29 protein-coding genes are annotated in these 22998 nt (G+C 75.0%); 18 read left to right on the top strand and 11 right to left on the bottom strand.

Annotation, left to right across the window (positions count from 1 at the left end; genetic code table 11):
* Positions 1-2: 2 nt before the first annotated feature.
* Positions 3-1154 carry an FAD-dependent monooxygenase gene (locus tag KPF22_RS21925; protein ID WP_208819475.1) on the bottom strand — a complete coding sequence of 384 codons (1152 nt, stop codon included), beginning with the start codon at positions 1152-1154 and terminating at the stop codon, positions 3-5.
* Positions 1155-1249: 95 nt separating this feature from the next.
* Between KPF22_RS21925 and KPF22_RS33265 the strand changes: the two genes are divergently transcribed.
* Complete coding sequence (locus KPF22_RS33265) at positions 1250-2110, top strand: winged helix-turn-helix domain-containing protein (RefSeq protein WP_208819474.1); 861 nt, start codon at positions 1250-1252, stop codon at positions 2108-2110.
* Here the strand turns inward: KPF22_RS33265 and KPF22_RS21915 are convergent.
* The 3 genes from KPF22_RS21915 to KPF22_RS21905 are packed head-to-tail and all read right to left on the bottom strand — an operon-like array spanning position 2103 to position 3811.
* Positions 2103-2564 (bottom strand): tRNA (cytidine(34)-2'-O)-methyltransferase, encoded by a 462-nt coding sequence (locus KPF22_RS21915; RefSeq protein WP_208819473.1) that lies wholly within the window; start codon positions 2562-2564, stop codon positions 2103-2105. The two genes, KPF22_RS33265 and KPF22_RS21915, sit on opposite strands and share 8 nt — an antisense overlap.
* Before the next feature lie 3 nt (positions 2565-2567).
* A complete protein-coding gene (locus KPF22_RS21910) occupies positions 2568-2954 on the bottom strand; it encodes a VOC family protein (RefSeq protein ID WP_178376783.1) in 387 nt (128 codons plus the stop codon).
* The gene (locus KPF22_RS21905) at positions 2951-3811 is read right to left on the bottom strand and encodes an AraC family transcriptional regulator (protein WP_224403159.1); all 861 of its coding nucleotides are present in this window, start codon (positions 3809-3811) and stop codon (positions 2951-2953) included. Before KPF22_RS21905 ends, KPF22_RS21910 begins: the two co-directional genes overlap by 4 nt.
* Before the next feature lie 483 nt (positions 3812-4294).
* Between KPF22_RS21905 and KPF22_RS21900 the strand changes: the two genes are divergently transcribed.
* The 10 genes from KPF22_RS21900 (at position 4295) to KPF22_RS21855 (ending at position 10927) form a co-directional block, all read left to right on the top strand.
* Positions 4295-5194: a hypothetical protein gene (locus KPF22_RS21900; RefSeq protein WP_224403158.1), complete on the top strand. Its 900-nt coding sequence runs from the start codon at positions 4295-4297 to the stop codon at positions 5192-5194.
* On the top strand, positions 5187-6434 hold the full coding sequence (locus tag KPF22_RS21895; RefSeq protein WP_224403157.1) for an SRPBCC family protein: 1248 nt from the start codon (positions 5187-5189) through the stop codon (positions 6432-6434). Before KPF22_RS21900 ends, KPF22_RS21895 begins: the two co-directional genes overlap by 8 nt.
* A 36-nt stretch (positions 6435-6470) precedes the next feature.
* The gene (gene gvpJ, locus KPF22_RS21890; RefSeq protein WP_062401185.1) at positions 6471-6860 is read left to right on the top strand and encodes a gas vesicle protein GvpJ; all 390 of its coding nucleotides are present in this window, start codon (positions 6471-6473) and stop codon (positions 6858-6860) included.
* Positions 6857-7609: a GvpL/GvpF family gas vesicle protein gene (locus KPF22_RS21885; protein ID WP_208819470.1), complete on the top strand. Its 753-nt coding sequence runs from the start codon at positions 6857-6859 to the stop codon at positions 7607-7609. Before gvpJ ends, KPF22_RS21885 begins: the two co-directional genes overlap by 4 nt.
* The gene (locus KPF22_RS21880) at positions 7609-7851 is read left to right on the top strand and encodes a gas vesicle protein GvpG (RefSeq protein WP_073578106.1); all 243 of its coding nucleotides are present in this window, start codon (positions 7609-7611) and stop codon (positions 7849-7851) included. Before KPF22_RS21885 ends, KPF22_RS21880 begins: the two co-directional genes overlap by 1 nt.
* Before the next feature lie 352 nt (positions 7852-8203).
* A complete protein-coding gene (gene gvpO / locus KPF22_RS21875) occupies positions 8204-9055 on the top strand; it encodes a gas vesicle protein GvpO (protein WP_224403156.1) in 852 nt (283 codons plus the stop codon).
* Positions 9056-9064: 9 nt separating this feature from the next.
* Positions 9065-9685 (top strand): gas vesicle protein, encoded by a 621-nt coding sequence (locus tag KPF22_RS33725; protein WP_374107517.1) that lies wholly within the window; start codon positions 9065-9067, stop codon positions 9683-9685.
* Positions 9686-9688: 3 nt separating this feature from the next.
* The gene (locus tag KPF22_RS21865; protein WP_208819469.1) at positions 9689-10432 is read left to right on the top strand and encodes a GvpL/GvpF family gas vesicle protein; all 744 of its coding nucleotides are present in this window, start codon (positions 9689-9691) and stop codon (positions 10430-10432) included.
* Positions 10429-10638, top strand: a complete 210-nt coding sequence (locus KPF22_RS21860; RefSeq protein WP_062401191.1) for a gas vesicle protein — start codon at positions 10429-10431, stop codon at positions 10636-10638. The genes KPF22_RS21865 and KPF22_RS21860 overlap by 4 nt, the downstream gene beginning before the upstream one ends.
* Positions 10628-10927 (top strand): gas vesicle protein K, encoded by a 300-nt coding sequence (locus KPF22_RS21855; protein ID WP_062401193.1) that lies wholly within the window; start codon positions 10628-10630, stop codon positions 10925-10927. The genes KPF22_RS21860 and KPF22_RS21855 overlap by 11 nt, the downstream gene beginning before the upstream one ends.
* Here the strand turns inward: KPF22_RS21855 and KPF22_RS21850 are convergent.
* Positions 10842-11228, bottom strand: a complete 387-nt coding sequence (locus KPF22_RS21850; protein WP_224403155.1) for a PadR family transcriptional regulator — start codon at positions 11226-11228, stop codon at positions 10842-10844. The two genes, KPF22_RS21855 and KPF22_RS21850, sit on opposite strands and share 86 nt — an antisense overlap.
* Positions 11229-11348: 120 nt before the next feature.
* Between KPF22_RS21850 and KPF22_RS21845 the strand changes: the two genes are divergently transcribed.
* Entirely contained in the window at positions 11349-11786 is a 438-nt protein-coding gene (locus KPF22_RS21845) for a hypothetical protein (protein ID WP_224403154.1), read from the top strand.
* Between the two features lie 2 nt (positions 11787-11788).
* Here the strand turns inward: KPF22_RS21845 and KPF22_RS21840 are convergent, their stop codons facing one another.
* On the bottom strand, positions 11789-12310 hold the full coding sequence (locus KPF22_RS21840) for an amino-acid N-acetyltransferase (RefSeq protein ID WP_208819463.1): 522 nt from the start codon (positions 12308-12310) through the stop codon (positions 11789-11791).
* A gap of 52 nt (positions 12311-12362) precedes the next feature.
* Here KPF22_RS21840 and rimO point away from each other — a divergent pair, with 52 nt between their 5' ends.
* The 4 genes from rimO (at position 12363) to KPF22_RS21820 (ending at position 16012) form a co-directional block, all read left to right on the top strand.
* Positions 12363-13859 (top strand): 30S ribosomal protein S12 methylthiotransferase RimO, encoded by a 1497-nt coding sequence (rimO, locus tag KPF22_RS21835; RefSeq protein ID WP_208819461.1) that lies wholly within the window; start codon positions 12363-12365, stop codon positions 13857-13859.
* Entirely contained in the window at positions 13856-14473 is a 618-nt protein-coding gene (gene pgsA, locus KPF22_RS21830; protein ID WP_208819459.1) for a CDP-diacylglycerol--glycerol-3-phosphate 3-phosphatidyltransferase, read from the top strand. Before rimO ends, pgsA begins: the two co-directional genes overlap by 4 nt.
* Positions 14474-14608: 135 nt before the next feature.
* On the top strand, positions 14609-14974 hold the full coding sequence (locus tag KPF22_RS21825) for a helix-turn-helix domain-containing protein (RefSeq protein ID WP_208819457.1): 366 nt from the start codon (positions 14609-14611) through the stop codon (positions 14972-14974).
* Between the two features lie 189 nt (positions 14975-15163).
* On the top strand, positions 15164-16012 hold the full coding sequence (locus KPF22_RS21820) for a PspA/IM30 family protein (protein ID WP_208819455.1): 849 nt from the start codon (positions 15164-15166) through the stop codon (positions 16010-16012).
* Positions 16013-16131: 119 nt separating this feature from the next.
* Here the strand turns inward: KPF22_RS21820 and KPF22_RS21815 are convergent, their stop codons facing one another.
* The 4 genes from KPF22_RS21815 to KPF22_RS21800 form a co-directional block, all read right to left on the bottom strand.
* On the bottom strand, positions 16132-17007 hold the full coding sequence (locus tag KPF22_RS21815) for a DNA-formamidopyrimidine glycosylase family protein (protein WP_208819454.1): 876 nt from the start codon (positions 17005-17007) through the stop codon (positions 16132-16134).
* A 39-nt stretch (positions 17008-17046) separates the two neighbouring features.
* Entirely contained in the window at positions 17047-18510 is a 1464-nt protein-coding gene (locus KPF22_RS21810; protein WP_224403153.1) for a glycosyltransferase family 39 protein, read from the bottom strand.
* A gap of 134 nt (positions 18511-18644) precedes the next feature.
* Entirely contained in the window at positions 18645-19046 is a 402-nt protein-coding gene (locus KPF22_RS21805) for a MauE/DoxX family redox-associated membrane protein (protein ID WP_208819449.1), read from the bottom strand.
* Positions 19047-19184: 138 nt separating this feature from the next.
* Positions 19185-19871: a DUF2848 domain-containing protein gene (locus KPF22_RS21800; protein WP_208819447.1), complete on the bottom strand. Its 687-nt coding sequence runs from the start codon at positions 19869-19871 to the stop codon at positions 19185-19187.
* A gap of 121 nt (positions 19872-19992) precedes the next feature.
* On the opposite strand from KPF22_RS21800, the gene KPF22_RS21795 reads away from it, so the two are divergent.
* Positions 19993-21318 (top strand): MFS transporter, encoded by a 1326-nt coding sequence (locus KPF22_RS21795; protein WP_224403152.1) that lies wholly within the window; start codon positions 19993-19995, stop codon positions 21316-21318.
* Here the strand turns inward: KPF22_RS21795 and KPF22_RS21790 are convergent.
* The gene (locus tag KPF22_RS21790; RefSeq protein WP_224403151.1) at positions 21308-21949 is read right to left on the bottom strand and encodes a GntR family transcriptional regulator; all 642 of its coding nucleotides are present in this window, start codon (positions 21947-21949) and stop codon (positions 21308-21310) included. The genes KPF22_RS21795 and KPF22_RS21790 overlap by 11 nt on opposite strands.
* Positions 21950-21985: 36 nt before the next feature.
* Between KPF22_RS21790 and KPF22_RS21785 the strand changes: the two genes are divergently transcribed.
* The gene (locus tag KPF22_RS21785) at positions 21986-22777 is read left to right on the top strand and encodes a carbon-nitrogen hydrolase family protein (RefSeq protein WP_224403150.1); all 792 of its coding nucleotides are present in this window, start codon (positions 21986-21988) and stop codon (positions 22775-22777) included.
* The last annotated feature ends 221 nt before the right edge of the window (positions 22778-22998 follow it).

Raw genomic sequence — 22998 nt, 5'->3', positions numbered from 1 at the left:
GCTCAGTACTCCGGGAGCGTGAGGGCCGTGGCGGCGGTCGCGGCCCAGTGCTCGGCGAGTCCGGGAGCGGCGGCGTCCGGGGCGGTCAGCTCCCGGACGCGTGCGGCGTTGGTCAGCGCCAGCTCCTGGTTCGCCTCCACCCAGCCGCGCATCCGCCGCTCGTGGGCGGCGGCCGCAGGCCCGGGGTCGCCGCCGGTGCGCGCGAGCTCGCCGGCCAGCACGTAGGCGCCGACCACGGCCAGCGTCGTGCCCTGGCCGGACAGCAGCGTCGGGCACCAGGCGGCGTCGCCGACGAGCGCGACCGGACCGCGCGACCAGACCGGCAGCCGCACCTGGGTGACCGGGGTGAGGTACAGGTCCGCGGCGCGGGTCATGCCGGCCAGCAGCTCGGGCAGCCACCAGCCCCCGCCGGCGAAGTGCCGCGCCACCAGGGCGCGCTGCGCCCCGAGGTCGCGGTGGTGGTAGGTGGCGTCCGGGTCGGAGAAGCCGAGCATCACCCGGACCTCGGCGTCGTCGCGGGCGGTGTAGAGCCCGGCCATCGCGTCGGGGCGCTGCAGGAACACCTGCCAGCGGCTCAGCTCGAAGGTGTTGGGCAGGGTGAACACGGCGACGTGCTGGCCGAGTGGGACCAGCCGGCCGTCGTCGTCGGGACCCAGGGCCAGGCGCCGGACGCCGGAGTGCTGGCCGTCGGCGCCCACCACGACGTCGTAGTGCTCCTCGGTACCGGACGCGAAGCGGACCCGGGTACCGCCCGCCGGGTCCGGGTCGAGCGCGACGACCCGGTCGCCCCACCGGTGCTCGACGCCGTCGAGCGCGCCGGTGAGCAGGGCGGCGAGGTCGTCGCGGAGGATCTCGACGTCGTCGCTCGCGACCGGCCCGCCGGTGAGCGTGACCTCGGTGCTGCGGAAGACCTCGGTGCCGTCCTCGTCGACCAGGGACATGCCGTCCATCGCGGTGCGTGCGGCCCGCAGCGCGGCCCCGAGCCCCATCCGGTCGACGACGGTCAGCGCGGGCCCCCGGACGTCGACGGCCTGCCCGCCGGGCCGTGGTCCCGGCGCGGACTCGACGACGACGGGCCGGAACCCGTGCCGCCGCAGCCACCACGCGAGTGTCGCCCCGGCGATGCCGGCCCCGCTGATCAGGATGTCGGTCATGCGTCCTCCCTCGGTACGGTGTACGAGATGACCATGACCCCGCGAGCTGGGACGACGCCTGGCCTGTAGCGGTACAGGTGGTACAGGGAGGTGCGGTGGACGGGTCGCCGACGGACCGGGTCGCGGCCGCGGTGCGCGCCCGCATCGAGGCGGGCGACCTGCGCCCCGGGGACCGTGCGCCGTCGGTGCGCGCGCTGGTGGCCGAGCACGGCGTCGCGATGTCCACCGCCGCCCGGGCGCTGACCCGGCTGCGCGAGGAGGGTGTGCTGCACACGACGGCCCGGGTCGGTTCCGTCGTCGCCGGGCCGGCGGGACACCCGGGTCCGGTGCCGCCGCCGGACACGGACCGGCTGGTGCGGACCGCGATCGGCATCGCCGACGACGAGGGCCTGGCCGCACTGTCCATGCGCCGCCTCGCCGGTGCGTTCGGCGTGCCGACGATGTCGCTGTACCGGCTGGTCCGCAGCCGCGACGAGCTGCTGCTCGCGATGCTCGAGACGGTGTTCGCCGAGCTGGTGCTGCCCCCGGCCGACGGGCCGTGGCGGGCCCGGCTGGAGGGGGCGGTGCACGCACAGTGGCGGGTGCACCGGCGGCACCCGTGGCTCGCGCGGGTGCTGTCGCTGTCCCGTCCGCAGGCGCTGCCGTCGCTGCTGCGCTTCGCCGAGTTCGAGCTCGCCGCGCTGGAGGAGGTCGTCGCCGACCCGGTGGAGCGGTTCGACCTGCACCTGGCGCTGACCGGGTTCGTGCGGGGGATGGCGCTGACCCTGGCTGCGGAGCAGGAGGCGCAGGCCGACACCGGCGTCGACGCCGACACCTGGGCCGACCACGACCCCGGGCTGCGCGCCGCGCTGCGGCGCCACGGCGGGCCCGCGCTGCGCCGGATCGGGGACCACCCCTACGACCTGCAGCGGGTCCTCGACACCGGGATCGCCCGGTTCCTCGACGGGATCAGCTGAACCCCTGCTGCCGCCACGCCTCGTAGACGGCGACGGCGGCGGCGTTGGCCAGGTTCAGCGAGCGGTTCGACGGCCGCATGGGCAACGCCACCGTGCCCGTCACCCAGTCCGCGCCCGCCACCTCCGGCGGCAGCCCGGTCGACTCGCGGCCGAACAGCAGCACGTCCCCGTCGGAGTAGGCGACGTCGGTGTAGCGGACCGGAGCGCCCGGCACGAACGCGAACACCCGCGCCCCCGCGGCGCGCACCCAGCCGGCGAACGCGGCCGTGTCGTCGTGCACGACGACCTCGGCGAGGTCGGCGTAGTCGAGCCCGGCCCGGCGCACCGAGCGCTCGTCGAGGGAGAAGCCGAGCGGCCGGACCAGGTGCAGCTCGGCGCCGGTGTTCGCGGCGAGCCGGATCGCGTTGCCGGTGTTCGGCGGGATCTCCGGGGTGTGCAGGGCGAGGCGGACCACGCGCTACTCGTACCAGGTGCCCCCGCTCCAGTGGTTGCCGTCCGGGTCGGCGACCTCGAACAGGCGGCTGCCGTAGTCGGCGTCGAAGGGCGCGTGCACGACGGTGGCACCGGCCGCGACGGCGCGGGCGAACAGGGCGTCCGGGTCGTCGCAGACGAGGTGGACGGCCGCGCCGCCGGGTGGGCGGCACCCGTCGTGGGCGGGGCCGAGCATCACGCCGCCGGGGGCACCGGTGGACCCCGTGCGCACCAGCTCGGCGTGGACGATCGTGCCGTCGTCGCCGGTGTGGACGGCGCGCTCGGTGAAGTCCAGTGCCGAGGTCAGGAACGTGACCAGGGCGCGCGGGTCGGGGCTGGACAGGCTGGGCCAGAGGCCGGGCAGGTCGCTCATGGGCGCGAGGGTGCCGGGGACGGGCGCCGCGGTCGTGGACGAATCGGAGCCGCCGGCCGGACCCGCTCGGCCCGCCAGGTCAGCGCGGTGGTCCCCGCCAGGTCGCGGAAGTCGCGGGCCAGGTGCTGCTGGTCGGCGTAGCCGCAGATCGCGGCCAGCTCGGCGAGCGGGGGAGCCGACGGGCGGCGCAGCAGCGTGCACGTCCGCTCGAACCGGATGACCCGTGCCGCGGCCTTCGTCGCGAGCCCGGTTTCGCGTCGCAGCCGCTCACCGAGGTGGCGCTGCGACCAGCCGACCTCCCCCGCGACGTCCGCGACGCGCGCGGTCCCGCCGCTGCGGGCCAGCAGCTCCCAGGCGCGCACCACCTCCGGCGGCGCGTCGCCCGGACGGTCCCGGGCGTCGGCGACGGCGCACAGTGCGGCGTCGAGCAGCGCGCAGCGTCCGGCCCACCCCGGCTCGGCGCGCAGCCGGTCCAGCAGGGTGTCCAGGCCGGGGAGGAGCAGTGCGAGGTCGACGACGTCGCCGGCCAGCTCGCCGGCGGGCAGTCCGAGCAGCGTGCGGGCGCCGCGCCAGGTCATCTCCAGCTGCATCCCGGCCTGCCGGGGGCCGGTCGCGAGCACCGCGGGTGCGGCGTGCAGGCCGGCCGCCGAGGCGGTGAACCGGCCCGGGCCGCGTCGCGGATCCGGGGCGGCGAGCAGGTCGACCGCACCGTCCAGGCAGAGCACGACGGTCAGGTGGGCACTCGACACGCCCTGGTGCGTCCCCGCCGGGCCCGCGGGGGAGGACCAGCACCAGATCCCGGACACGAGCGGGCGCAGGCGGGCGGAGGGACGCCAGCGCCGGGCCCCGTCGGACATACGGGCCAGGGTAGCGCCGCCGGGACGGGGAGGCCGGGAGTCCGGAACGGACGATCGTCGGCGACGCCCGGACGCGCCCGTGCCGCCAGGTGTTCCGTGGTCGTTCGTCGAACGGTCGACGGGGGTCCACCGGGGGTGCCCGGCGATCCTGAGAACGGCCGCGGGGCCGGAAAGTGAGCGGCTGTCGCACGCGGCCGTCCGCCGTAGCGGACAGGGCCCTTCACAGAATGGATCTTAGGGCGGTCGTCGCCCAATCGCTCCGTTCGGACGAAACATTTCCTTAATCGATCCCACGTCCATTCGATCACCCTGGTGATCGAATGGACACCGGGCCGGCAAGATCGGAATTGCGAGATCTCCCGGTCCGTATTCGTCGGGGGAGGCAGATCGGTTCGTGGTGTGTCATGGTTCCGATTCGGAGTGGGGAACGCGGGGCGTTCCGGAGTGCTGTCCGGTAATCGCTCAATGGAGAGGGACGGGGTCATGAGTAACGCCTCCAAGATCGGAATGGCCGTCGTCGGCGGCTATGTGCTGGGAAGAACGAAAAAGGCCAAGCTGGCGATCATGCTCGGGGGTGCGCTCGCCGGGCGGAAGCTGAATCTGACGCCTGCCGGAGTCGTGTCGCAGGCGTCGAAGGTGGTGGCGGGGTCGCCGGAGCTGACCCGGCTGTCCGACGCCGTGCGCGGCCGGTTGTTCGAGGCGGGCAAACAGGCCGCGGTGTCCGCGGCCGGCAACCGGCTCGAGGCGCTGACCAACTCGCTCGTCGAGCGGGTCGAGAATCTCGGCAAGCCGGTCGAGCAGGTCGCCGGCGCCGCCGGTGACGCCGCCGGGGCGGGTGTGGAGAAGGCCGGTGACACGGCCGGTGCGGCCGTCGAGGGCGCCGGTGCTGCGGCCGGTGCCGCCGGGGACACCGCGGAGGGCGCGACCGACGCCGTCGGGGACACGACCGACGCCGTCGGCGACGCCGCCGGGGAGGCTCCGGTGGTCGGCCGGGCCGCGAAGGGCGCCACCCGCGCGGCCGGGTCGGCGACGCGGGGAACGGGGCGGGCGGTCGCGGGCACGACGTCGAAGGCGCGCCGTCCGCGGTCGGCCGACGCCGACTCCGAGGACCCCCCGCGCCGGCGGACCGGACGGCCGTCGGGCTCGGGATCGTCGTCGGGACGTGCGGGATCGTCGAGCCGGTCGTCGGACGGTGCCGACTCCGACTCCGAGGGCCGCGCGGCCCCGGCCCGGCGGACCGCGCGGTCCTCCTCGGGCCGCAGCTCCGAGTCGTCGTCCTCGTCGTCCTCGGGGTCGTCGGGCAAGGGCGGCTCGCGCAACGGCCGGGCGCCGCGCTCGGGCGGGCGTGCGACGAAGAAGTCGGAGGCGCGGGCCGATGGCTGAGGAGCGGGACGGCAGCACCTCGGTGCTGGACCAGCTGCCCACCGACCGCCTGAAACAGGCCGGGCAGCTGCTGTTGAAGGCGGCCGCCGACCGTGCGGTCGGCGCCGCGATGAACCAGGTGGAGGGACTCACCGAGCGGCTGACGGGCGTCGCCGAGAACGGCGGGACGGGTCTGGGCGCGGCCCTCGGCGGGGGTGGCTCGGAGGAGGGGGGCAATCCGGTGACGAACGCGGTGAAGGGCGGGTTCTCGGCCGTCAAGGACAAGGTGATGGGGGCCGTCGGGCTCGGCGACGACGACTCCGAGGACTCCGAGGGCGGCTCCGGCGGCGGTGGTTCCGGCGGGGGCCGCGGCAAGTTCAAGTTCATGAACATCGTCGAGCACCTCGACGTCGGTGTCCCGGTGCGGGTCGCCTACGACCAGTGGACGCAGTTCGCGGACTTCTCGACCTTCATGAAGAAGGTGCAGTCGGTCGACCAGGAGTCCGACGAGAAGACGAACTGGAAGGCCCAGGTGTTCTGGTCGAAGCGCACCTGGAGCGCGACGATCATCGAGCAGATTCCGGACACCCACATCATCTGGCGTTCGCAGGGTGCCAAGGGTTATGCCAACGGGTGCGTGTCGTTCCACGAACTCGCGCCGAACCTGACCCGCGTCGTGCTGATCCTCGAGTACTACCCGGTCGGCCTGTTCGAGAAGACCGGCAACATCTGGCGCGCCGTCGGCCGCCGGGCCCGGCTGGAGTTCAAGCACTACGGCCGGCACGTGATGGTCGAGACCCTGCTCAATCGCGAGGAGCTGGAGGGCTGGCGCGGGGAGATCCGCGACAGCGAGGTCGTCAAGACCCACGAGGAGGGGCTCGAGGAGGAGCGCGAGGCCGAGTACGACGACGCCGGGTACGACGACGACGCCGGGTACGACGACGACTACGAGGACGCCGAGTACGACGACGACCTCGACGAGGACGACCTCGCCGACGACGACCTCGCCGAGGAGGAAGCGGTCGAGGACGACGACTACGCGGAGGAGGACCTCGACGAGGACGACGTCGCCGACGACGAGGCCGTGGACGAGGAACCGGCCGACGAGCCCGACCCGGAGTACGAGGACGCCGAGTACGACGACGCCGAGTACGACGACGCCGAGCCGGAGGAGGCCGAGGCCGAGGAGCCCGAGCCGGAGGAGGACGGCGGCCGACGGGCCGGGAGCCGTCGCCGTCGCACGGCGGGCTCCCGTGCCTGACCCGGCCCGGCACCCGCGAACGGAGGGACGGACACCGTGACCGTCAGCCATCGGCAGGGGGGCGGCGGCCGGGTCGACCGGGCCCCGCAGGGCGACCTCGCCCAGGTCATCGACCTGATCCTGGACAAGGGGCTCGTCATCGACATCTTCGTGAAGGTGTCGCTGGTCGGTATCGAGCTCGTCACGATCGACGCCCGCATCGTCGTCGCCAGTGTGGACACCTACCTGCGGTTCGCGGAGGCCACCAACCGCCTCGACCTGCACCAGAAGGGCGGCAAGGACCTCGGCGAGGTCGTCAGCGGCATCTCGGAGGGCGGCTCGAAAGGGGTCTCGAAAGGGGCCACCAAAGGAGTGATCGAGGCGGGCAAGGAGAAGTTCGACGACCTCCGGGGTGAGCGTCGCTCGCGGAAGGAGAAGAGCGGGTGAGCAGCGCGACCTACGTCTACGCCGTCGTCGCCGCCGACATCGACCTGCCCGAGGGGCTGACCCCCGTCGGCGGCGGTGAGGAGGTGGCGGTGATCGACCACGGGCGGCTCGCCGCAGTCGTCAGCGACGTCCCGCGCGACGCCCCGCTGGGCAGCCGCGAGGACCTCCTGGCCCACGAGCGCACCGTGAACACCCTGGCCGGGAGCACGACCGTGCTGCCGATGCGGTTCGGCGGCGTCGTCGACGACGACCGCGCCGTCGTCGACGAGCTCCTCGCCGCGCACCAGGAGTACTTCGCCTGGGCGCTGGAGCAGCTCGACGGCTGCCGGCAGTTCGTGCTGACCGGCCGCTACGACTCCGACCGCCTGGTGGCGGGCATCGTCGAGGCCGACCCGGAGATCCAGCAGCTCGGTGAGGCCGTGCGCGGCAAGGACCCGGACGCCACGTACTACGAGCGTATCCGGCTCGGTGAGGCGATCGCGGGCCACGTCGAGCGCATCCGGTCCGACGACGCGGACCTCGCCGTGGAGCGGCTGGGCCCGTTCGCCGTCGCGACGTCGGTGAAGGAACCCGCCGCCGAGGACGGCGCCGTCGAGCTGGCGCTGCTGGTGCACCGCGACCGGGTCGGCGACTTCGAGCAGGCCGTCGACGCGCTCGGCGACGAGTGGGACGAGCGGGTGCGGCTGCGCCTGATCGGCCCGGTCGCACCGTACGACTTCCTGCCCGAACCACCGGAGGCCGAGGGCTGATGGGGCTCTTGCGCGGCCTGCTCGGGCTGCCGCTCGCACCGCTGCGCGGCGTCGTCTGGGTGGGGGAGCAGCTGCAGGATCAGGCCCACGCCCGGCTCTACGACCCGGTCGCGGTGCGCCGGCAGATCGACGAGGTCGAACGGGCCTACGAGCAGGGGGAGATCTCCGAGGCCGACCGCGACGCGCGTCAGGAGGTCCTGCTGGCCCGGCTGACGGGGCGACCGGGGGACGGCCGTGGCTGAGCCGGAGGACCGGCCGTCCGACGAGCGACCGCGTCGTCGCGGGTCGGGAGAGCCGGCCCGTCGGCGGGACGGATCGGAGGCTCCGGCGCGGCGACGGGCGGGGGAGGCTCCGCCGCGTCGGGCGCGGGACGGGGAGGACCCGCCCCGCCGCCGGTCGGCGGACGACGACGCCGCGCCGCGCCGCCGGTCCCGGGACGCTCCGCGACGCCGTCGGTCCGGGGAGGACGACGCCCCGCCGCGTCGTCGTTCCGGGGACGACGACGCCCCGCCGCGCCGTCGGTCGTCGGAGCGGGACGGACGCGGTGCACGGGACGGCGGGTCCGAGCGGCGTCGCGACACCGGCGAGCGGCCGGTGCGTCGTCGCTCCGCCGGGGACGAGCCCGCCCGTCGTCGCCGGTCCGGCGACGACGGTGCGACCCGGGAGCGGCCCGCGCGCCGGACCCGGCCCCGCGACGACGACCGGGCCTCGGCGACGCCACGACGTCGCCGTGACGACACGGAGGAGCAGCCCCCGCAGCGGCGGCGTCGCCCGGCGGGCGGAGGCCCGCGGCGGGGACGCGCCGGCCGCGACGAGCCGGGCCGGGAGCCGGTGGGCGACCAGGACGAGGAGGCCCTGGACGACACCGGGGCCGGCGACGGGACCGGGGACGAGGTCCGGCCCGGGGACGAGGCCGACACCGGGGACGACCGGGAGACCGACCTCGACTCCGCCGACGACTCCGCCGACGGGCCCGATCCCGAGTCCGAGGAGGCGGGGGAGCCCGAGCCGATCGTGGACGAGTTCGGTGCCGACGACGAGGACGACGGCTCCGACGAGGACGACTCCCCCGAGGACGAGGGACCGGACGACGAGGTGACAGAGGACGAGGAGCCGGAGGACGAGGAGCCGGAGGACGAGGAGCCGGAGGACGAGGAGCCGGAGGAGCGACCCGACCCACCCCGGCGCCGCATCGGCGCCCGCGCGGCCGCCCGCGCCGCCGTCGAGCAGATCGTGGAGATGACCGGCCGCGCACCGGAGGGGGTCACGTTCGTCCGCAAGCAGGACGACAGCTGGCTGGTCGGTGTCGAGGTCGTCGAGACCGAGCGCATCCCCGACTCCTCCGACGTCCTCGCCGTCTACGAGGCCGAGCTCGACGACGAGGCCGAGCTGATGTCGTACCAGCGGGTCCGGCGCTACCCGCGCGGCCGCGGCGACGACGACTGAGGGAGGACCATGAGCGACGCCGTCCGCTGGAGCAGCCCCGGTGCGCCGCAGCGCCGCACCGAGCGACCACCCCGGCAGTCGGGCACCGACCTGGCCGACATCCTCGAGCGCGTCCTGGACAAGGGCATCGTCATCGCCGGCGACATCCAGGTGAACCTGCTCGACATCGAGCTGCTGACCATCAAGATCCGGCTGGTCGTGGCCTCGGTGGACCGCGCCAAGGAGATGGGCATCGACTGGTGGGAGCGCGACCCGACGCTGTCGGGCGGCCGCGACGAGCTGGAGGAGGAGAACGCACGGCTGCGTGACCGGGTGGAGCGCCTCGAACGCCTGCTCCCCGCCGACGAGCGGTCCACGCCGTCCGACGACACCCACGACGGTCCCGACGGGGCGTCGGCCCGGGCCGACGACGCCGCCGTCGAGAGGTCGATCGACCGGGCCGTCGCCGACGCCGGGACCGACGACGAGACCGACGGGACCGCCGCCGACGACGCGGCCGGTCACGGGGACCGGGCCGGCGCGGAACGGGACGAAGACGGACCCGAGGCCCCACCGCGTCGCACCCGCCCCGCCGCCACCCGGCGGCGCCGCACGACCACCACCCGTCGCCCGGCACGCGGGGAGGACTGAGCCGTGGACCTGACCTACGTCTACGCCGTGGGCGACGCGGCCCCGCCCGACCTGGCCGGGCTCACGGGCATCGGCGGCCGCCCGGTGCACACGGTGACCGGCGGCGACGCGCTCTGGGCCGCCACCGGCACCGTCCCCGAGTCCGACTTCGGCGAGAGCGCCCTGACCGCTCGGCTGGAGGACCTGACCTGGCTGGCGACCACCGCGCGGGAGCACCACGCCGTCGTCGACGCGCTCGGTGCGCGCACCGTCGTCGCGCCGCTCGCCCTCGCGACGGTCTACCGCGACGACGACCGGGTCCGCGCCGTGCTGACCGAACGGCACACCGCGTTCGCCGAGGTCCTGGACCGGCTCCGGGGCCGCACCGAGTGGGGCGTGAAGGCCTACGCCACGCCGCGGCCGGAGGGCCGTGACGCCGGGCGGGCGTCGTCCGGGGCCGAGTACCTGCGCCGCCGTCGCCGGGAGCTCGACCGCGTCGCGGGTGACGACGACGCCGCCCACGCCGCGGCGCAACGGCTGCACGAGGCGGCGGCGCGGGCCGCGGTGACGACGCGACGGCACCGGCTGCACGCCCCCGCGCTGACCGGACGCACCGAGCCGATGGTCCTCAACGGCGCCTACCTGGTCGACGACGCCGACCGCGACACCTGGCGCGCCGCCGTCACGGGGGCCGCGGACGGCGCCGGGCTCACCGTCGAGGTCACCGGGCCGTGGGTGCCGTACTCGTTCGTCGAGGAGGAGCGGTGAGCACGGGGGAGACCGGCCTCGCCCACCGCGAGGTCGCGCTGGTCGACCTGCTGGACCGGCTGCTCGCCGGCGGGGTCGTGCTGGCCGGTGACGTCACCGTCTCGCTGGCCGGGGTGGACCTGATCCGCATCTCGCTGCGCGCGCTGATCGTGTCGATCGCCCCGGCCGGGCGGCAGGCGGGGGAGGAACCGCCCGATGACGCCTGACCCGCGTCCCGGCGGCCGGATCGACATCGACCGCGACGCCGTCCGCCGCGACCTCATGAAGCTGGTGCTGACGATCGTCGAGCTGCTGCGTCAGCTCATGGAGCGCCAGGCGCTGCGCCGTGTCGAGCAGGGCGACCTCACCGACGACGAGGTCGAGGACCTCGGTACCGCCCTCATGCACCTCGAGGAGGCGATGGACGAGCTCACCGCGGAGTTCGGTCTGACCGCGGCGGACCTGAACCTCGAGCTCGGCCCGCTCGGTCCGCTGCTGCCCCGGCACCGCTCGTGACGCCCCCGCCGGGCAGCACCGCGCGCACCGCGCGCACGTGCGCCTCGAACTCGCGGGTCCGCGACCTCAGCACCCGCTCCCCGCCCGGGGTCAGCCGGTACCCGCGGCTGCCGGCCGGGCGTCGCACCAGCCGGTTCCGTTCGAGCCGGTGCAGCGCCCGGTACACCGGGCCCGCCGACAGGGCCAGCGCGCCACCGGAGCGGTCGAGCACGGCGTCGCGGACCGCGGCCCCGTCGCCGGGGGCGTCGTGGATCGCGCCGAGGAGCAGCAGGTCCAGCGTCGACCGGTCCGGTGGCCGCATGGGCGCGCTCCCTCCGCTCGTCGGCTCGAACTGCAGCGTTCCCCCGCCCGGGCGGGCGGAAACCGACACACACCCGGAACCGAGAGGACCGATCGTCATGGCCGTACCCGCGAGGACCCGATGAGCATCGCGACACAGGAGGCCCCCGCGGTCCGGCAGACCCGGGAGCCGCGCACGGCGACCCCGCCGGCGCCGCCCGCCCCGACGACGCAGCTGCGCGACGCCGGGGAGCGGCTCCTGGCCGCACTCGTCGACCGGCTCGCCGCGCTCGCCTGCGACCAGGTCGACCGCCTGGCCGACTCGCTGGAGCGGATGGCGGCCGACGGCGGGCCCGGTCTCGGCGCCGCGCTCGGGGCGGGCAAGGCCCTCGCCCGCGGTGACAACCCGGTGTGGGGCGCGGTCAAGGGCGGGTTCGCCGCGCTCGGGACCGCGGCGAAGGTGCTGATCGGCGTCGTCGTGGCGCTGGCGCCGGTGCTGCTGGTGGTGGCACTGGTCGTCGCGATCGTCGCCGCGCTGGTGTGGGCCGTGGTCGCGGCGGTGAGGGCCGCCACCGGCTGAGGTCAGAGGGTGAGCAGCATCCGCACGTTGCCCAGGGTGTTCGGCTTCACGTGGGCGAGGTCGAGGAACTCGGCGACGCCGGCGTCGTAGCTGCGCAGCATCGCCGCGAACACCTCGGCCGACACCGGCGTCCCGTCGATCTCGGCGAAGCCGTGCCGGGCGAAGAACTGCTTCTCGAACGTGAGCACGAACAGCCGCTCCAGCCCGAGCTCGCGCGCGCCGTCGATCAGGGCGGCGACGATGCGGTGCCCGACCCCGCGGCCCAGCACCGACGGCGACACCGCGACCGTGCGGATCTCGCCCAGGTCCTCCCAGAGCACGTGCAGGGCGCCGCAGCCGACGACCGCGCCGTCGACCTCGGCGACGAGGAACTCCGGGACCGCCTCGTAGAGGGTCACGGTCTCCTTGGCCAGCAGCACCGTGCCCGCGTACTCGTCGACGAGCTCGCGGATCCGGCGGACGTCGCGGGTGCGGGCACGGCGGACGATCACGTCGGGAACCGGGGCGGGGACGGGCTCGGGCACGGCAGGAGAGCCTAGACCGGGGCCGTCGGACCCGGCGTCTACCCTGGTACCCGTGGTTTCCCCCGAGAACGCACCCCGCCGCGCCGCCCTGCTGACGCTGGGCTGCGCGCGCAACGAGGTCGACTCCGAGGAACTCGCGGGCCGCCTGGCCGGGTCCGGCTGGGAGCTGGTCGACGCCGAGGACGGCAGCCCCGACGTCATCGTCGTCAACACCTGCGGATTCGTCGAGCAGGCGAAGAAGGACTCGATCGACACCGTGCTGGCCGCCTCGGACGTGGCCCGCCCGGCGGGGGCGAAGGTCGTCGCCGTGGGCTGTCTCGCCGAGCGCTACGGCGCCGAGCTGGCCGCCGACCTGCCCGAGGCGGACGCGGTACTCGGCTTCGACGCCTACCCCGAGCTCGCCGAGCGCCTCGGCGACGTCCTGGGCGGGCACGCCCCGGCCCCGCACGTCCCCACCGACCGCCGCACGCTGCTGCCGATCTCCCCGGTCGAGCGCCCGGCCGCGACGGCGGACGTCTCGGTCCCCGGCCACGACTGGGTGCCCGACATCGCGCGCACCCGCCTGTCCGGCGGACCGGTCGCGTCGCTGAAGCTGGCGTCGGGCTGCGACCGCCGCTGCGCCTTCTGCGCCATCCCGAGCTTCCGCGGCAGCTTCGTGTCCCGCCCGCCGGCCGACGTGCTCGGCGAGGCCGCCTGGCTCGCCCGGCAGGACGTGCGCGAGATCGTGCTGGTCAGCGAGAACTCCACCAGCTACGGCAAGGACCTCCCCGGCGGCACCCGCGCGCTGGTCGACCTGCTCCCGCAGCTCGCCGGGATCGACGGGATCGAGCGGATCCGGGTCGCCTACCTGCAGCCGGCCGAGCTGCGGCCCGACCTGCTCCGGGTCATCGCGACCACGCCGGGCGTCGCGCCCTACTTCGACCTGTCGTTCCAGCACGCGTCGGCGCGGGTGCTGCGCCGGATGCGCCGCTTCGGGTCGCGCACCGACTTCCTCGACCTCTGCGAGCGCATCCGCGCGCTCGCCCCGGAGGCGGGGATCCGCTCCAACGTCATCGTCGGGTTCCCCGGCGAGACCGAGGAGGACCTCGCCGAGCTGGAGGCCTTCCTCACCGGCGCCCGGCTCGACGCCGTCGGTGTGTTCGGCTACTCCGACGAGGACGGCACCGAGGCCGAGGGCTACGACGGCCATGTCGACCCGGCCGAGGTGCAGGCCCGCGTCGCGCGGATCTCCGCGCTGGTCGACGAGCTGATGGAACAGCGCGCCGAGGAACGCATCGGCACCGAGGTCGTCGTGCTCGTCGAGTCCGGGGAGAGCGACGAGGACGACTGCACCGGCCGCGCCGCGCACCAGGGCCCCGACGCCGACGGCGAGTCCACCGTCGTCGGGGCGGCGCAGGACGGCCCGGAGCCGGACTCGCTGCGACCCGGTGACCTGGTCCGCTGCCGCGTCGTGGACACCGAGGGTGTCGACCTGCTGGTGGAGGCCCTGGAACTGCTCGACCCGCGTGTGCCGGCCGCGGCCGTCCCGGCGGCCTCCGCAGCCGGATGAGCTCGCACCCGGCCGGGGGCACCGCCGGAGTCGGTGATCCGCCGCTGCTGAACATCGCGAACGCGCTGACCGTCCTGCGGCTGCTGCTCGTCCCGGTGTTCGTCGTCGCGCTGTTCGTCGACGGCGGCGAGGACGTGGTGTGGCGGCTGGTCGCGTTCGCCGTGTTCGTGATCGCGGCGGCCACCGACCGGCTCGACGGCCAGCTGGCCCGCAGCCGCGGGCTGGTCACCTGGTTCGGTGCGCTGGTCGACCCGATCGCGGACAAGGCCCTGATGGGCGCCGCCCTGATCGGGCTGTCGATCCTCGGGGTGCTGCCCTGGTGGGTGACGATCGTGATCGTCGTCCGCGAGCTCGGCATCACCGCACTGCGCTTCGTCGTGATCCGCCGTCGCGGGGTCATCCCGGCCAGCCGCGGTGGCAAGGCCAAGACCGTCGCCCAGACCGTCGCGATCGGGCTGTTCCTGCTGCCGCTGCCGGAGCTGCTGGGCCCCGGCACCGCCGCCGCGACCGCCGTGCTCGTCCTCCAGTGGGCGGTGATGGCCGTCGCGCTGGTGCTCACCGTGGTGACCGGCGCCGACTACGTCCGCAAGGCCGTCCGCCCCCCGCCCGCCTGACCTGCGGGGACGATCCGGGGCCCGCGCGGCGTTGAGGTGTTCGCCGTGGGCGGACAGCGTCACGGCGCGTGGGAACCGGGGAAGTCGGTACGGTGAGACATCACCGGGTGTCCGGGGAGCAGTCGAGGAGGGCACATGCTGCTGCGGGAAGCGATCGGCAGTGGGCTGCGTGAGGTGCGCACCGCGCGCCGGCGCACGCTGCGCGACATCTCGCGGGCCGCGCGGGTGAGCCTCGGGTACCTCTCCGAGGTCGAGCGCGGGCGCAAGGAGCCCTCCAGCGAGCTGCTCGCGGCGATCTGCGAGGCGCTCGGGGTCTCCGTGCCGGACCTGTTGACCACCGTCGCCGCCGAGATGGCGACGTCCGCCGCGGCCGCGGGCCGTCGCGACGACGTGCTCGTCCCGATCGGGCAGCGGCACGCCGAGCTGCGGCTCGCCGGGCGGCCGGGTTCCGTGGTCGCCGCACCGGCGTCCTCGGGCGGGCCGGTGGCCTCGGCCGCCTGATCGCACGGCCCGCCCCGGCCGACCGCTCCTGCGCGGTAGGGTGCGGACAGACCGGCAGCGATGCCAGGATGGACAGGGCCGGAGGTCCGGTGCCGACCACGGGGGGAACGCGGGGTCGGTCCGGGGTCCGCACGCCCGCCGTGGTGGCGGGCACGGTCGCGAGCGAACGCAGGCGGAGGACGCGCAGAGATGGCCAACGGATTCACCAAGTTCTTCAGCTATCTGTCGGCCCTGTTCTCGTCGAAGGTCGACGAGCACGCCGACCCGAAGGTGCAGATCCAGCAGGCCATCGAGGACGCCCAGCGCCAGCACCAGCAGCTGTCGCAGCAGGCGGCCGCGGTGATCGGCAACCAGCGCCAGCTGGAGATGAAGCTGAACCGGCAGCTGGGTGAGATCGAGAAGCTGCAGTCGTCGGCGCGGCAGGCGCTCGTGCTGGCCGACCAGGCCCGCTCCCAGGGTGACGAGCAGAAGGCCCAGCAGTACGAGCAGTCGGCGCAGACCTTCGCGACCCAGCTGGTGACCGCGGAGCAGGGCGTCGAGGACCTCAAGACGCTGCACGACCAGTCGATCGGTGCCGCCGCACAGGCCAAGCAGGCCGTCGAGCGGAACTCGATGATGCTGCAGCAGAAGATCGCCGAGCGCACCAAGCTGCTCAGCCAGCTCGAGCAGGCCAAGATGCAGGAGCAGGCCGCGAAGTCGCTGCAGCAGATGAGCGAGCTGTCCGCGCCGCGCAACGCCCCCTCGCTCGACGAGGTCCGCGACAAGATCGAGAAGCGGTACGCCACCGCGCTCGGGTCCGCGGAGCTGGCCCAGAACTCGGTGCAGGGCCGGATGCTGGAGGTCCAGCAGTCGACCACCGACATGGCCGGCATGTCGCGGCTGGAGCAGATCCGGGCGTCGATGTCGGGGGCGCCGATCGCCGGGGGCCAGCAGGCCCCGCAGGTGGGCCAGGGGGAGCCGCAGCAGCAGCTGCCGTCCTCGCCGGCGCCGGCCCAGCAGCAGAACACCCAGAACCAGCAGCAGCCCGGCACCGCCTGAGCCGCTCGCCCGTTCCGCACCGTCCGCCGCGGCCCCGCCCAGGGACCGCGGCGGACGTGTGTCCGGGCCCGGGCGGCTCCGCGGGTCCCGGCCGCCGGTGGCGCCCGTCGCAGCAGGGGTCAGCGGGTGCGGGCGGCGCCGGGTGGCGGTCGCCCGGGGGCGCCGCGGCGCGGGCCGGTGGCCCGGCGCACCGGGCGCGGGGACGGTCCCGTCTGGCAGCGCGGGCACCAGTAGGTGACCCGGGCCCGGTGGTCGTCGCCCTGGTCGGCGGTCCGGATGCGGGTCCCGCACCGGCGGCACGGGCGTCCGGGCCGCTCGAACACCCAGTGCGCCTCGCCGGCGGCCAGCGAGCCGGTCGTCGTCTGCTCCGGGCGGTCCTTGTTCGACGACAGCAGCCGCCGCGACAGGTCGATGACCCCGGGCAGGTCGGGCACGTCGCGGATCGGCACCCAGGGCGTGAGCCCGAGCAGGAAGCAGATGTCGTTGCGGTAGAGGTTGCCGAGACCGGCCATGACCCGCTGTTCGAGCAGTACCAGCCCGAGCGGGTGGTCGGCCCGGGCGGTCATCCGGCGCAGCGCCTCGGCGTCGTGGCCGGGGCCCCACCCCGGGTCGAGCAGGTCGGGCCCGAGATGCCCGACGAGGGTGTCCTCGTCGTCGGTGGGGAGCAGCTCCAGGTCGTGCAGGGCGAACCCGACGGCGACCCGGTCGGCGGTCTCCAGCACCGCGCGCGCCTCGTGCGCGACCCGGCGCCACCGCATGCCGGGCCGGTACAGGTGCCAGGAGCCGTCCATCCGGAAGTGGCTGTGCAGGCTGCGGCCGTCGTCGAAGCGGGTGAACAGGTGCTTGCCGACGGAGACGACGCCGGTCACGGTCAGCCCGGCCAGGTCGTGCTCGGCCAGGCGCGGATGGCGCAGCTCGCCGCGCAGCAGCTCGTGCCCGGACAGCGCGGTGTGCAGCCGCTTGCCGGCCAGGTACACGGTGTCTCCCTCGGGCACGACCGCGACGCTACCCGGGCGGGCCCGGACCGGCCGGGCTCAGTCCACGACGAGCGTCCGCAGCTGCGGCCACACCTGCGACCACGGGTGCGTCATGCCCTCGCCCAGCCAGATGCGGTTGCCGTCGCCGAGGTCGGTGACCGGTCGCAGTACCACCCCGGTGGGCGCCAGCAGGCCGGGGTCCCTGCCGAGGAAGATCACGACGTCGTGGTCGTCCGGGGGCGGGTCGAAGTAGCCGTAGCTGCGGTTGCCGCTGTACCCGGGCGGCAGGCCGAGCGCGGGGTCGGCGGTGTCGACGTAGGCGGCGAAGATGTACGAGCCGCCCACCACGACGGAGCGGTCCCGCTGGTCCGGGGGCAGCCCGTCGCGGACGCGGGCGACCTCGCCGACGATCCGCTCCGGCACGGCGGGGTCGGCCGCCCCGGCGCTCGCGGACAGCATCGCCGCGGCGAGGGCGACCGACAGCACCCCGGCCGGCCACGCCGCCCAGGACCACCGCCGTCGCCCGGTCGCGCGCCGCTCCTGGAACCACACCGCCCCGAGCGCGGCGACGGCACCGTGCAGACCGCACAGGTAGTAGGCACGCCCCACGGTCACCGCGAACACGATCCACAGCACGAGGAAGGTCACCGCGACGAAGCGGAACGGCCGCAGCCGCGGCGTCGTGAACGCCGCGACCGCCCCGACCACGACGAGCACGGTGCCGAGCAGCCCGGCCAGCAGCAGCATCGCCACCGCGTTGGGGCCCGGCCCGCCGAACAGCACCGATTCCTGCGCGACGACCGACGTCATGCGCAGCTGTGGCCAGCCGTGCACGGCCTGCCACACCAGTGTCGGTGACGCGATCAGTGCACCGAGCAGGGCGGCCCACCAGAACGCGGGCCGCCGCAGCATCGCCCGCGGCCCGGCCAGGCCGATCGCGAGGACCAGCACCGCGCCCAGCAGGATCACCTGGAACTTCGTCAGCGCGGCCAGGCCGAGGAGCGGGCCGACGGCGAGGAGCAGCCGGTCGTCGCGCACGCGGGTCCAGCGCACCAGCAGCCACAGCAGCAGCGTCCACTGCAGCGGTTCCAGCGAGTACGGCGTGAGGAAGTGCCCGAACAGCGTCACCCACAGCCCGGTGGCCTGGGCGAGCGCGGTGAGGACCTGGGCGCGGCGGTCGCCGCCCAGCTCACGGGCGATCAGTGCGGCGACGACGACCGCACCCGCCGTCGCCAGCGACGGCGCGATCCGCAGCACCCCGTTCACCCCGGGTGCGAGGACGTCGGCGAGCCCGGCCAGCGCCGGTGCGACCGGGGGCTGGTCGGCCGACCCCCAGTCGAGGTGGTGCCGTCCGATCGCCAGCATCAGCGCCTCGTCGAACCAGTACCCGCGCCCCAGCGACCCCATGACGAGGTGGACGACGGCCACCACCCCGGCGACGATCCCGACGGGCAGCCGCGCAAGCCGCGGAACCGCCGTGGGTGCAGCGGCGGAGTCCCGGACCGTGGTCGACGCTGTCATGTGTCCCCCCGAGCGACGACGTGGACGCCGGCGGTCCCGGGTCCGGCGCCATCAGACCCCGGCGGGTCCGTCCGGTGCAGCGGGCATCGGGCGGTGGACGATCGACTTCGGTCTACCGGCGGTCCACCCTCCGGTCAGCCGCGCGGGGCGCTGCGGGCGATCCGCACCGCCCACAGCACCAGCGGGACCTGCAGCGGCAGCCGTCCCCAGCCGATCACCCGGTACAGCGGGTCCTTGCGGTTCCAGTGCAGCGCCATCGACACGTTCGCCGGGAACACCGCCGCGAACAGCGCTGCCGCGGCCCAGCCGCCCGCGCGCCGGGTCCGCGGATGCGCGATCGCCGCGGCGACGGCGCCCTCGGCGGCCCCGGAGGCGTAGGTCCAGAACCGGGGCTCCCCGGGCAGGCTGCGCGGCACGATCGAGTCGAACGGCTCGGGGCGCACCACGTGCAGGACGGCGGCGGTGCCGAGCAGCCCCGCGAGCCCGAGAGCGAGACGCCGGTCGCGGGACGGGGTGCCGGGGGAGCGACGGATCATGACAGCGATGGTGCCACCCGGTACGGGCGGCGGCCGCGCCCGCCGACGCGGCGGGCGTCACGGTCGGCGCCGGGTGCCCGCAGGCGATCCCGGCCACGTCCACCGGACCTGCTGACCGGTCCCCCCCCGGACGGCCGGTCAGCCGATCGGCTCCGGGAGCCGGTCGACCTCGTAGGCCAGGCCGATCGTGTCGCCGGTGGCCGGGTCGTGCAGCTCCACCCGCCAGGCGTCGGCGAACTGGTCGACCCCCGACCTCATCGCGACGGTCCCCGACAGCAGGACGGTGCCGGGCACCAGCCAGCCGCGCTCGCGCAGCAGGTCGACCCAGTACCCGGGCGGGAGCAGGGCGGCCAGCGTCGCGTCCTGCACGAGCTCCTCGGTGCCGCCGTGACGGACCCACGCGCGCAGGGTGATGTCGTCGAGCCGGTCGGCGACCTCCGACAGCCGCCAGGCCTTCCGGCCCAGGACGTCGGGACCCGCGTTCTTGCTCCACGCCACGCCGTGCACCTCCAGGGCGCGGTCGGTGTGGTCACAGGCGACGGTCAGCAGCGGGTCGGTCACGTCGTCACCGACGACCAGCGCCCACTCCGCCTCGCCGGAGGTCCGGCCGTGCTGGGCGGGGACCCGGTCGGTCTGCGACGCCAGGTACGGCGAGACCGGGTAGAGCGCCGGCACCGTGTCCGGGGCCGGCACGCCCAGCTCGGCCAGCTCGGCGACGTGCGCGGCGACCTCCTCCTGGGCGCGTCCGGCGTACCCGGCGTTGAAGACCCGGTGGACCTCCACCGAGCGGGTGCTGCCGTCGGGCAGGGCCAGTTCGAGCGTCACGGGGGACCTCCGTCAGATGTGTACGTCGCGTAACCGATGTGCACGAGGGTTGCGCACACACTGTGTATACAGCAAGTATGAGGCCCGTCCCACCGACCACCTCCGACCCCGGGAGCCCGCGATGACCTCGCCGTCCGTCTCCTCGTCACCACCGGTCGACCGCCGTGACCTGCGCAAGGCGTTCGTCGCGAGCCTCACCGGCACCTCGCTCGAGTGGTACGACTTCGCCGTCTACTCCGCGGCGGCGGCGCTGGTGTTCCCCGTGCTGTTCTTCCCGGCCTCGGACCCGCTGACCGGTCTGCTGCTGGCGTTCTCGACCTACGCCGTCGGCTACGTCTCGCGCCCGCTCGGTGGGGTGGTGTTCGGCCGCCTCGGCGACGTCATCGGCCGCAAGCAGGTCCTGGTCATCACGCTCGTGCTGATCGGCGTCGCGACGTTCCTGATCGGCCTGCTGCCGTCCTACGGCACCATCGGCGTCGCGGCGCCGATCCTGCTGGTGCTGCTGCGCTTCGCCCAGGGCGTCGGCGTCGGCGGCGAGTGGGGCGGTGCGGTGCTGCTCTCCAGCGAGTTCGGCGACCCGCGCCGGCGCGGGTTCTGGGCCTCGGCCGCCCAGGTCGGTCCGCCCGCCGGCAACCTGCTCTCCAACGGCGTGCTCGCGCTGCTCACCGTGCTGCTCACCGACCAGCAGTTCCTCGACTGGGGCTGGCGGCTGGCGTTCCTGCTCTCGGCGGTGCTGGTCGCGTTCGGTCTGTGGATCCGGCTGAAGCTGGAGGACACCCCGGTCTTCAAGGCGATCGCCGAGTCCGGTGACCGGCCGTCCGCGCCGGTGCGCGAGGTGTTCACCGCGGAGCGGCGCCCGCTGCTCGCCGGGATCCTCAGCCGGATCGGCCCGGACGTCAGCTACGCGTTGTTCACCGTCTTCGTGCTCACCTTCGCCACCAGCCAGCTCGGGTTCTCCCGCTCGGAGGTGCTCGGCGCGATCCTCATCGGCTCGGCCCTCCAGCTCCCCGCCATCCCGCTGGCGGGCGCGCTGACCGACCGGGTCAACCGGCGCGTGGTCTACGGCGTCGCCGCCGCGATCGCCGGGGTGTGGCCGTTCGTGTTCTTCCCGATGATCTCCGGTGGCTCGTTCGGGCTGCTCGTGCTCGGCGTGGTCGTCGGGCTCGCGCTGCACTCGTTCATGTACGGGCCCCAGGCCGCGTTCGTGACCGAGCAGTTCTCGCCGCGGCTGCGCTACACCGGCAGCTCGCTCGCCTACACGATCGCCGGTGTCGTCGGCGGGGCGATCGCGCCGCTGGCGTTCACCGCGCTGTCCGGCGGGACGGGCAACTGGGTCCCGGTCGCGGTCTACCTGGCCGTCGCCTGCGCCCTGACCGTCGCCGGGCTGGTCCTGGGGCGCGACCCCGACCACGCCGAGGACGAGGCCTACCTGTCCGTCACGCCCTGAGCAGTACGCGCAGGGTCAGCTGCAGGTGCTCGTCGATCGCCTTCGCCGCCGCGTCCGGATCGTCCCCGGCCAGCGCCTCCATGATCCGGCCGTGCTCGGCGCAGACCGCCTGACGCCGGTCCGCGGTCCGGAACAGGGCGGTCACCCCGACCCGGCGCTGGCGCACCCGCAGTCCGGCGTAGGTCCGCGAGAGCAGGGTGTTGCCGGTGGCGTCGACGAGTGCCTGGTGGAACACCATGTCGAGCTCGATGAACTCCGCCGGGTCCCCGCCGGCGCCGGCGAGCTCACGCTGCCGGCCCAGGGCCGCGTCCATCGCCTCGAACGGGACGCCGTGGGCGTCCATCGCCGCGCGGGCGGCGTGCTGCTCCAGGACCCCGCGCAGCTCCATCAGCTCGGAGATCTGCCGGCCGGTCAGCGGTGGCACGTAGGCGCCGCGACCGGGCAGCATCTCGACCAGGCCGTCGGCCACGAGCAGCAGCAACGCCTCACGGACGGGCGTGCGCGACACCCCGATCCGGCCGGCGAGCTCGTTCTCGTTGAGGAACGTGCCCTGCACCCCCGGATCGACCAGGACGGTCTCGCGCAGGTAGTGCAACGCGCGCTCGCGACCGGACTCCCGTGACGTCGGCATACGACACGTATACACCGAACCACCCCAGGAGAACGCATGCGGATCGCCCTCGTCCAGATCGCCGCCACCACCGACCCGGCGGAGAACCTCGACCTCGTCGCCGACGGCGTCGCCGATGCGGCCGCCCGGGGCGCGCGGCTGGTCGTGTTCCCCGAGGCCACCCAGTGCCGGTTCGGGGTGCCGCTCGGCCCGGTCGCCGAGCCCCTCGACGGCGCCTGGGCGTCCCGGGTCCGCGAGCTCGCCGCCGACGCGGGCGTCACCGTCGTCGCCGGGATGTTCACCCCCGCCGACGACGGCCGCGTCCGCAACACCCTGCTCGCCACCGGACCCGGTGTGGAGGAGCACTACGACAAGATCCACTTGTTCGACGCGTTCGGGTTCGCCGAGTCCGACACGGTCGCCCCGGGGGCCCGGCCGGTCACGGTCACCGTCGACGGTGTGACGGTCGGCCTCGCGACCTGCTACGACCTGCGGTTCGCGGGCCTGTTCCAGACCCTCGGTGACGCCGGGGCGCAGGTCGTCGTGGTGCCCGCGTCCTGGGGCGCGGGGCCGGGCAAGCGCGAGCAGTGGGAGCTGCTGGTGCGCGCGAGGGCCCTCGACACGACGGCCTTCGTGGCGGCCTGCGACCAGGCGGACCCGGAGGCGACGGGGCGTCCGGTGGCCGGTGACGCCCCGACCGGGATCGGGATCAGCGCGGTCGCCGGTCCGACCGGCTCGCTCGTCGCGGCGCTCGACGCCGCGCCGGGGACCCTGGTCGTGGACCTCGACCTCGACGCGGTGACCGCGGCCCGCCGGGCGGTCCCGGTCCTGGCCAACCGCCGGTACTGACCCGCCCGGCCGGCCGGTCGTCCCGTCCGACGGCCCGGCGGCCCGGCCCGGCCCCGTCCGGCGGCCCGAGCCCGTCCGGCAGCCCGGCGACCAGACCCCGTCCGACAGTCCGGCGGCCCGGCCCCGTCCGGCGGCCCGGCGGCCGACCTGCCCGGCTGACCGACTCCGGCCGCCCGCGCGCCCGTCCCGGCGGCACCCCCACGGTCCGGCTGCGGGCGTCC

It is taken from the genome of Pseudonocardia sp. ICBG1034, assembly GCF_020131375.1.
GTDB classification, from domain to species: Bacteria; Actinomycetota; Actinomycetes; order Mycobacteriales; family Pseudonocardiaceae; genus Pseudonocardia; species Pseudonocardia alni.
The sequence above is the reverse complement of the archived record's forward strand: the minus strand, read 5'-3'. Positions and strand labels throughout refer to the sequence as shown.

Excerpts from the sequence above, each read along its gene's own strand:
- pgsA (WP_208819459.1), top strand. The coding sequence starts at position 13,856 with ATGAGCTCGCACCCGGCCGGGGGCACCGCCGGAGTCGGTGATCCGCCG.
- KPF22_RS21845 (WP_224403154.1), top strand. The coding sequence starts at position 11,349 with ATGAGCATCGCGACACAGGAGGCCCCCGCGGTCCGGCAGACCCGGGAG.
- KPF22_RS21825 (WP_208819457.1), top strand. The coding sequence starts at position 14,609 with ATGCTGCTGCGGGAAGCGATCGGCAGTGGGCTGCGTGAGGTGCGCACC.
- KPF22_RS21795 (WP_224403152.1), top strand. The coding sequence starts at position 19,993 with ATGACCTCGCCGTCCGTCTCCTCGTCACCACCGGTCGACCGCCGTGAC.
- KPF22_RS21790 (WP_224403151.1), bottom strand. The coding sequence starts at position 21,949 with ATGCCGACGTCACGGGAGTCCGGTCGCGAGCGCGCGTTGCACTACCTG.
- KPF22_RS21785 (WP_224403150.1), top strand. The coding sequence starts at position 21,986 with ATGCGGATCGCCCTCGTCCAGATCGCCGCCACCACCGACCCGGCGGAG.
- KPF22_RS21895 (WP_224403157.1), top strand. The coding sequence starts at position 5,187 with ATGGCTGAGGAGCGGGACGGCAGCACCTCGGTGCTGGACCAGCTGCCC.
- KPF22_RS21880 (WP_073578106.1), top strand. The coding sequence starts at position 7,609 with ATGGGGCTCTTGCGCGGCCTGCTCGGGCTGCCGCTCGCACCGCTGCGC.
- KPF22_RS21900 (WP_224403158.1), top strand. The coding sequence starts at position 4,295 with ATGAGTAACGCCTCCAAGATCGGAATGGCCGTCGTCGGCGGCTATGTG.
- KPF22_RS21910 (WP_178376783.1), bottom strand. The coding sequence starts at position 2,954 with ATGAGCGACCTGCCCGGCCTCTGGCCCAGCCTGTCCAGCCCCGACCCG.
- KPF22_RS21850 (WP_224403155.1), bottom strand. The coding sequence starts at position 11,228 with ATGCGGCCACCGGACCGGTCGACGCTGGACCTGCTGCTCCTCGGCGCG.
- KPF22_RS21810 (WP_224403153.1), bottom strand. The coding sequence starts at position 18,510 with ATGACAGCGTCGACCACGGTCCGGGACTCCGCCGCTGCACCCACGGCG.
- KPF22_RS21805 (WP_208819449.1), bottom strand. The coding sequence starts at position 19,046 with ATGATCCGTCGCTCCCCCGGCACCCCGTCCCGCGACCGGCGTCTCGCT.
- KPF22_RS21925 (WP_208819475.1), bottom strand. The coding sequence starts at position 1,154 with ATGACCGACATCCTGATCAGCGGGGCCGGCATCGCCGGGGCGACACTC.
- KPF22_RS21855 (WP_062401193.1), top strand. The coding sequence starts at position 10,628 with ATGACGCCTGACCCGCGTCCCGGCGGCCGGATCGACATCGACCGCGAC.
- KPF22_RS21820 (WP_208819455.1), top strand. The coding sequence starts at position 15,164 with ATGGCCAACGGATTCACCAAGTTCTTCAGCTATCTGTCGGCCCTGTTC.
- KPF22_RS21905 (WP_224403159.1), bottom strand. The coding sequence starts at position 3,811 with ATGTCCGACGGGGCCCGGCGCTGGCGTCCCTCCGCCCGCCTGCGCCCG.
- KPF22_RS33725 (WP_374107517.1), top strand. The coding sequence starts at position 9,065 with ATGAGCGACGCCGTCCGCTGGAGCAGCCCCGGTGCGCCGCAGCGCCGC.